Raw genomic sequence first — 8231 nt, forward strand, 5'->3', positions numbered from 1 at the left:
CTTTCACGTTGTCATTGGTTACATAGAATTGAACCACCTGCTTGGCATCCACGCCATCCGGGAGGTTAGCATCTTTAACCGCAACGTCTTTGAAATATTTCTTACCATCATATTCGGTAAACAGGGTATTCATAATTTCGCCGGCGAGCTTTTTCGTCTTTTCGGGATTCATCATGTCGGGGTTAAAGGACGTTCCCTGCTGTTCCGCCAGCTCTTTCATATCGAGTACCAGGAATTTACCTACAACGTCTTCAGGCAGCGGCAGCATTGGGATGCTAGGCACTTTGACGTACAATTTATCTTGGGTCATTACCATCGGAATGTTAAAGCTCATGGACATGTCGCCCTTCAGGTTAATTCCGAGCGTCATCTCCGTTTGTTGTGGATCGTTCTGATATACCCCATCGATCGTTAATTCCGCATTTTTCAGCATGCTCATCACTTGGCTGGCTGCGGCGTTATCAGCACTTGCACTGGTAACCTGCAGATCTTTGATCGTTACCTTGCTCTTCATTTCGTACGATGTCATTTTCATCGCGTTGACGGCCGAAGCCTCCAGCGCTTCCTTCGGTTCCTTCTTGCTGCTGCAGCCTGCAAGCACCACGGTCATTGCCAAGACCAGTGTAAGAATCAGGGCTGCCCAGTTCTTCTTCATCACAATCTCTCTCTCCTCTCGTCTCTAAAAAGCAAAAAATACCCCTTGTAATCATAAACGATATCGTCCGTTACCGGAACCCTTTTTTGGAAATCTTTTGGTGAATTTTCATTTTTAACGCAAAAAAAGACATCCTGGCTATTAGCCGGATGCCTTTTTAGACGGGACCTTAGGACCCTTCTCTATTCAAATGACTAACATGATTCCGATTCTTGACCTTCTTCGATCCGGACAACGGCTCCTGCATGCCGGACCGCTCCCGGTCCCGGTTACGCGGCTGCTGCTCTTGCGCTTCAGGTACTGGAACAGCGTTTGGTTTACTCATCGGCGATTCCCCCTGTATACATTAGAATGTTAAGAATGCGGATGCTCCAGGTCGATCGTGTGCTGATGATTGATTTCATCTTCATGCCTACGATCATTTCGCTTCTGCTGCAACTGATTTGCCTGATGGCTGTTCACTGCCGTTTGATCTAAATCCTCGACGACATTGCTGAGATTTTTGTCGACACCCGGTTTGGCTTTGGTCATCGTTGTCCCTCTTTTCTTAAGAGTGATGCGTCAAATCGTGAAGGGCTTGGGCGCACTCGTGAATTTGGCGGGTGTAATCCTGCGCCATATTCTGAATGACATCCGTGCGTTCGTCAACCGTGCGTCCTTCGCGTTCTACATCCACCAGATCCACTTTAACCTCCCGCGTATCCACGTAAGAGCACTGGAAGTCGAATGAATAATTCGACCGCCCCGCGGTATCGATATGGATCCGCAGCGCCTGGGGATTTGCCTCGTCGGCAAACACCTGTGCCTGGTCGGATGAGTCAAGCGTTTGAGGAAGCTGGGATTGCCAAGCTTGGACCAATTTGTTTTGGTTCAATTCAAAGTCTCGGTTCATGATTGAACACCTCCCCTGCCTTTGTTAATGTGCGGAGGATGTGCTCTTTTTATGCGATAACGGCGTTTGGCAAAAACAAAAAAAGCCGCTTCTGCATAAGCAGAATCGGCTTTGTCATTGGTTTGTTTAAATGGCGGAGGGGATGGGATTCGAACCCATGTGGACTTGCGCCCTAACGGTTTTCAAGACCGCCCCGTTATGACCGCTTCGGTACCCCTCCACGTGGAAAATACATCAGTGTCACGCAACGCGTAACAAAAATATATTACCACAGTTTAATGCTAATATCAACCCTGGCTTTTAGGGACAATAACTTTAACATTGCCCATATAAGGCTGAAGCACATCCGGAACGACCACGCTGCCGTCCGCCTGCTGATAATTCTCAAGAATGGCTGCCACGGTCCGTCCTACTGCGAGTGCCGAACCATTCAACGTATGCACAAACTCAGGCTTGGCCTTAGGCTCAGGACGGAAACGGATATTAGCACGCCGTGCCTGGAAGTCCTCTGTATTCGAGCAAGAGGAAATCTCCCGGTAAGCACCGCTCTCAGGCAGCCAAACTTCCAGGTCGTACGTTTTTGCCGCCGAGAAGCCCATATCTCCTGTGCTGAGCGCCATCACGCGATACGGCAGCTTCAGCAGCTGCAGAACGCGCTCGGCATTTGCCGTCATTTTCTCAAGCTCTTCATAAGAGGAATCCGGATGCACAAGCTTCACCAGTTCCACTTTATTGAATTGATGCTGGCGGATCAAGCCACGTGTATCACGTCCGGCCGAACCGGCCTCCGAACGGAAGCAGGAGCTGTAAGCCACGAAGTGCTTCGGCAGATCCTCCACCGATAAAATCTCATCACGGTAATAGTTGGTCACCGGCACTTCAGCGGTCGGGATCAAATAGTAGTCCGTGTCACGGATTTTAAACAGATCCTCTTCAAACTTCGGAAGCTGTCCGGTCCCGCGCAGGCTGTCCCCATTGACGATATAAGGCGGAAGCATTTCTTCGTAGCCATGCTCGCTGCTGTGCAAATCCATCATAAAGTTGATGAGCGCACGCTCCAGACGGGCACCGAGCCCCTTGTAGAACGTAAACCGCGAGCCCGTAACCTTGGCTGCCGCTTCAAAGTCAAGAATGCCCAGGTCCTGGGCCAGATCCCAGTGGGCTTTTGGCGTAAAATCAAACGTTGTCGGTTCCGACCACCGGCGCAGTTCCACATTGTCTTCTTCGGACTGGCCGACCGGTACCGATTCGTGCGGAATATTCGGAATGGCCATCGTCAGATCAGAAATAGACGCCTCCAGTTCGCGCACTTCCTCGTCCATCGCTTTGATCTGGTCGGAAACCTGACGCATCTCCAAAATGAGCTCGTCGGCGTTCTCCCCGTTCTTTTTGCGCTTGGCCACTTCACCGGAAACAGTGTTGCGGCGGTTTTTCAGCGCCTCGCTCTCCTGCAGCAGCTCCCGGCGGCGGGTATCCAGCTCGGGAAATCCGGCGATCAAATCCAGCGATTTGTTCCGGTTTTTGAGTGCCTGCTCCACTCTCGCGAAATCACCGCGTAATATTTTCACATCCAACATTGGACAATTCCTCCTAAAAAGAAAAACGTCTTATGCGACGTACTTCCATGATGAGACCTGCTTGAATCAAAAAACAACCCTGACCCCTTGAAAGGTATCCTCAGACCGCCGCTCAGGCCGCCAACCGAGGAATACCTTTTACCTAAAGCTTACCCAGGGGGCAGCGTTTAGATATCATCAAAAGAGTCAAGGTGTCATCGTGTTACCATCGTTTATCCTGCTGATTTAAGACGCTTGACTGGCTTTTACCATATCCACAAAATACTGATGGAGCCGGTAATCATCCGTCAGTTCGGGGTGAAACGAAGAGGCGAGCAAATGGCCCTCTCGCGCGGTCACAATCTCGTCGTTATAGGAGGACAGTACGTCGACTCCATCGCCCACACTGCGGATCAGAGGAGCACGGATAAAGACGGCACGAACCGGCTCCTCAATCCCCTTGACGTCCAAATCTGTTTCAAAGCTCTCCCGTTGACGCCCAAAAGCATTGCGCGCCACGGTGATATTCATCAGCCCCAAGTGGGGCTCTTCCTGGCCTTCGATCGACTTCGCCAGTACGATCAATCCGGCACAGGTGCCGAAAATCGGCTTGCCTGCATCCGAAAATTGGCGAATCGCTTCAATAAACCCGTATTTCCGCATCAGCTTGCCGATGGTCGTACTTTCGCCGCCAGGGATAATCAGGCCCTGAACTTGCTCCAGTTCCTCTACCTTTTTAATGGCGATGCCTTCGGCGCCGGCCAGCTCGATGCTGCGAATATGCTCTGCTACGGCACCCTGAAGCGCCAGTACCCCGATTTTCATATGTCCAGCCTTCTCTCTCTTACCAGCCGCGGTCCGACATCCGCTCAGACGGGCTCAGCTTCGAAATCTCAATACCTTTCATTGGCGCACCCAGGTTTTTGGATACTTCGGCAATCAGCTTGTAGTCTTGGTAATGCGTTGTTGCTTCCACGATCGCGCGGGCAAACTTCTCTGGATTATCGGATTTGAAAATACCCGATCCCACGAATACCCCGTCGGCTCCCAAATGCATCATCAGCGCCGCGTCAGCTGGAGTAGCCACGCCGCCCGCAGCAAAGTTAACGACCGGCAGCTTGCCGCTCTCGTGCACACCAAGCAGAAGGTCGTATGGTACGCCAAGGTTTTTCGCTTCGGCATACAGCTCGTCCTTCGACATGCTTTGCACTTTACGGATTTGACTGTTGATCAGACGCATATGACGAACGGCTTCAACGATGTTGCCTGTTCCCGGCTCGCCTTTCGTACGGATCATCGATGCGCCCTCGCCGATGCGGCGCAGCGCTTCTCCCAAGTCTTTGGCGCCGCAAACAAACGGCACGGTGAAGTCCCATTTGTCGATATGAAATACTTCATCGGCAGGCGTCAGAACTTCGCTCTCGTCGAGGTAGTCGACGCCGAGGGATTCGAGCACTTTCGCTTCCACATAATGACCGATACGGGCTTTCGCCATAACCGGAATCGATACGACTTTCATAACCTCTTCTACGATCGTAGGGTCAGCCATACGCGCTACACCGCCGGCAGCACGAATATCTGAAGGAACGCGTTCCAATGCCATAACGGCCGTTGCGCCCGCAGCTTCAGCGATCTTTGCCTGTTCGGCATTCATGACGTCCATGATGACGCCGCCTTTTTGCATTTCAGCCATACCTCTTTTAACTCTCGAAGTTCCCGTTTCCAATGGTTTACGCCTCCCGAAATATATATCATGTAATCCGCCCTTGCCTATGGATGGCAGGATGGTTGCATACTCTGCAGAGCTGCTTTTGTGGACTAAAGCAAAAATCTTATATTGATCTTAAAAAAGATTTTTGATTCCGTCAAATAAATCACCAAACATTTCCTTAATAGCGCGGAAGAACAGGCGCAGCCAGCTGCCCTTCTCCACTTCGTCCGATGTGATCAAATTGACGGTTTTCGTCTGAGGCTTCTCAATCCCATCTGCTTTATAGGTATAAGTGATGGTGCCGACCTTGGTTCCCTGCTTGATCGGAGCCACAAGCTTGTCCGCCGGTTCAAGCTGAGTTTTGAAGGTAACGCCTTTGGCATCGGAGCCTTTAGGTACCATAAAGGAGACTGGGGCATCCGTTACGACGCCAACCGAAGTTTTGACGCCTTTTTTGACCTCAACGGAGTCCAGACCTTCAACCTTGGATTTGCCGGCCACGGCCTGCTTGATCTCAAAGTTGTTGAAGCCGTAATCAAGCACCTTCCGGGTCTCGGTAAAGCGCTGTGCTTCCGATTTCGTTCCCATGACGACGCTGATCAGGCGCATCCCATCGCGTTCGGCCGTTCCCGTAAAGCAGTTGCCCGCGTTATTCGTATGACCCGTCTTAAGGCCGTCCAACCCCGGGTAGGCGTAAGCCTTAAAGTTCGGAATATCCTTATTCGCTTCAAGCATCCAGTTCCAATTGATGATCGGATTTTTATCGCGCTCACGGAACTTATAGGATTGGATCGCCGTATATTTGGAAAAATCCGGATGGTCCTGGACGATATGCTTGCCCAGGATGGCAGCGTCCATCGCGGACATGACCGTCTCCCCTTCAGCCGAAGGACGATACTTCTCAGGCATATCCGCACGGTCGAGCCCAGTGGAGTTGATAAAGTGGGCTGTCTTCATCCCGAACTTCTTAGCCGTTTCATTCATTAGCTTGACGAATTCCTGTTCAGACCCGGCTGCATACTCAGCCAGCGCTACGGTAGCATCGTTCGCCGAACCTACCGCCATCGCTATGTACAGTTCCTCAACGGTATGTTGATCATTAGCATCTAAAAAAATACGCGAGCCGATCGTCTTGGAAGCATTATCGCCAACAGTCACGACATCGTCCCATTTAAACTTGCCCTTTTTGACCATATCCGCGATGAGATACTCTGTCATCATCTTGGTCATACTGGCCGGCGGCAGTGGTTGATCTGCGTTCACCGACAAGAGGACTTGCCCTGTCGTTGGTTCGATCAACACGGCGGATTTCACTTGAAGCTGCAAAGAAGATACGCTTGGCACCTTGCTGGCCGTAGTAGTTGATGCGGTATTCGTAGTGGTTGTTGTTGCTGTTGTTCCCTCAGCCAAAGCCATGGCCGGTAGAGCGGACAGCATTAACATATTCAATAGCATAACCGAGGCTACGCTCTTTTTGACAAAGTGACGTTTGCGTTTGTGCGAAGATGGTTTCCCCAACTTGCTCCATTTCTTACTCAATGAATTGTTAACTCCCCTCTTGCCCTTAAATCTTACTTGTCTATTCTAACACAGGGTATACTGCAAAAAAAGACAGACAGGCCTAATTTAGGCCTGTCTGTACAAGAAGATGTTGGTTTTGTGCAAACCATGTCGAATATTACAACGAATAGTTTGGAGCTTCCTTCGTGATCTGCACATCGTGCGGATGGCTCTCACGAAGACCCGCACCCGTGATGCGGATAAATTGGGTATCTTCACGCAGCTCCTGCAGGTTTTTCGTTCCGCAATAGCCCATGCCTGAGCGAAGACCGCCAATCAATTGGTGAATTGTGTCGGACAAAGGACCTTTATAAGCGACGCGGCCCTCAATTCCTTCCGGAACGAGCTTCTTATCGTCGTCCTGGAAGTAACGGTCTTTACTGCCTTGTTTCATGGCACTCATGGAGCCCATGCCGCGGTAAACCTTGTAGCGGCGGCCTTGGTAAATTTCCGATTCCCCAGGGCTCTCTTCCGTTCCCGCGAACAAGCTTCCCAACATAACGGCATGGCCGCCGGCTGCAAGTGCTTTTGTAATTTCACCGGAGTACTTAATACCGCCGTCTGCAATAATCGGCACTCCGTATTCTTTGGCTACCGAAGCACAATCGTAAATTGCTGTGACCTGCGGCACGCCGATACCGGCAATAACGCGCGTCGTACAGATCGATCCCGGTCCGATACCGACTTTGACAACCGAAGCACCCGCCTCGATCAGGTCGCGTGTCGCCTCGCCGGTAGCCACGTTGCCTGCAATGATCGTAAGATCCGGGTACAAGCTGCGAAGATGGCGAACCCCGGCCTTGACCAGTGCTGCGGCCCGATCCAAACCGTCCTTGGAAATACCAATAGCCGCGCCTACAAGAAGACGTCCTTGCGCATCTTTTGCCGCATTCGGGAACTGAATGGCTTTCTCAATATCTTTAATGGTAATAAGACCTTTTAATGTGTTGTTCTCATCAACCAGCGGCAGCTTTTCGATTTTGTGCTGCTGCAGAATGACTTCGGCTTCTTGAAGCGTCGTACCTACTGGGGCAGTTACCAGGTTTTCACGAGTCATCACTTCGGAGATCTTAATGCTGTAATCATGAACGAAGCGCAGGTCGCGGTTTGTAAGAATACCGATCAGTTTGTTATGCTCGTCCACAATCGGAACACCCGAAATCCGGAATTTCGCCATGACCTGTTCGGCATCGGATACGAGATGATCGGCTGTCAGTGAGAAAGGATTGGTGATAACGCCGCTCTCGGAACGCTTAACCCGATCCACTTCCTCCGCTTGCTGTTCAACCGACATATTTTTATGAATAATGCCGATGCCGCCTTCACGTGCAATCGCAATGGCCAGGGCAGCTTCCGTTACCGTGTCCATCCCTGCACTGTATCAAAGGAATGTTCAGCTTAACCGAATCGCTTAATCTCGTGGACACATCGACTTCCTTTGGCAGCACTTCGGACTTCCGGGGTACCAGCAAAACATCGTCAAACGTAAATCCTTCTTTAGCAAATTTTTGTTCCCACACTTCGTAATTTCCCCCTCATTTGTCATGTAATGTATTTGTTAAAATCCTTATGCAACAAGGCTTGAAAATCGTTTCTGAAAATATATTATTGCCATCTTAGCAAAGCCCACTCGAAGCTGTCAAGGTAATCAGTCTGGTAAAAATGAGAGGAATCGCCCTTGTCTTGCAGGGGCAAATACATGTCCACTTGAAGCGGACAACATAAGTAAAAGACATCCCATTGGTGGGATGTCCAAAATTGTTCGGGTTCATACATGAAACTGGGGAGGAACTACCTTTAGGTAGACATGGCCCTGAATAGTATCAAAAATAGAACATTCCAATCCAAGGGCTAAAT

Annotated in this window: 7 protein-coding genes, 1 tRNA gene and 2 pseudogenes; all 10 read right to left on the bottom strand. The window is 50.5% G+C overall.

The genetic code is table 11. From position 1 onward, the window contains the following. Positions 1–655, bottom strand: a pseudogene (locus tag CPT76_RS25725) (hypothetical protein); the annotation flags it as partial. A 169-nt stretch (positions 656–824) separates the two neighbouring features. Continuing rightward, positions 825–980 (bottom strand): small acid-soluble spore protein P, encoded by a 156-nt coding sequence (locus CPT76_RS25730; RefSeq protein ID WP_076176930.1) that lies wholly within the window; start codon positions 978–980, stop codon positions 825–827. A gap of 29 nt (positions 981–1009) precedes the next feature. Continuing rightward, on the bottom strand, positions 1010–1186 hold the full coding sequence (locus CPT76_RS37805) for a hypothetical protein (RefSeq protein WP_163883141.1): 177 nt from the start codon (positions 1184–1186) through the stop codon (positions 1010–1012). A gap of 16 nt (positions 1187–1202) precedes the next feature. Beyond that, positions 1203–1547 (bottom strand): hypothetical protein, encoded by a 345-nt coding sequence (locus CPT76_RS25735; protein WP_105444929.1) that lies wholly within the window; start codon positions 1545–1547, stop codon positions 1203–1205. Positions 1548–1678: 131 nt separating this feature from the next. Beyond that, positions 1679–1767 (bottom strand) — tRNA-Ser (locus CPT76_RS25740). 67 nt (positions 1768–1834) lie between these two features. Next, positions 1835–3124, bottom strand: coding sequence for a serine--tRNA ligase (gene serS, locus CPT76_RS25745; protein ID WP_089549444.1), 1290 nt, complete (start codon positions 3122–3124; stop codon positions 1835–1837). Positions 3125–3349: 225 nt separating this feature from the next. Beyond that, complete coding sequence (gene pdxT / locus CPT76_RS25750; RefSeq protein WP_076176927.1) at positions 3350–3928, bottom strand: pyridoxal 5'-phosphate synthase glutaminase subunit PdxT; 579 nt, start codon at positions 3926–3928, stop codon at positions 3350–3352. Positions 3929–3947: 19 nt separating this feature from the next. Continuing rightward, a complete protein-coding gene (pdxS, locus tag CPT76_RS25755) occupies positions 3948–4829 on the bottom strand; it encodes a pyridoxal 5'-phosphate synthase lyase subunit PdxS (RefSeq protein ID WP_076176926.1) in 882 nt (293 codons plus the stop codon). 117 nt (positions 4830–4946) lie between these two features. Further along, positions 4947–6269: a D-alanyl-D-alanine carboxypeptidase family protein gene (locus tag CPT76_RS25760; protein ID WP_105444930.1), complete on the bottom strand. Its 1323-nt coding sequence runs from the start codon at positions 6267–6269 to the stop codon at positions 4947–4949. 223 nt (positions 6270–6492) lie between these two features. Further along, positions 6493–7894 (bottom strand): annotated as a pseudogene (gene guaB / locus CPT76_RS25765) (IMP dehydrogenase). Positions 7895–8231 lie beyond the last annotated feature (337 nt).

The sequence above is a fragment of the Paenibacillus sp. AR247 genome, assembly GCF_002968895.1.
Taxonomy (GTDB): domain Bacteria; phylum Bacillota; class Bacilli; order Paenibacillales; family Paenibacillaceae; genus Paenibacillus_AQ; species Paenibacillus_AQ favisporus.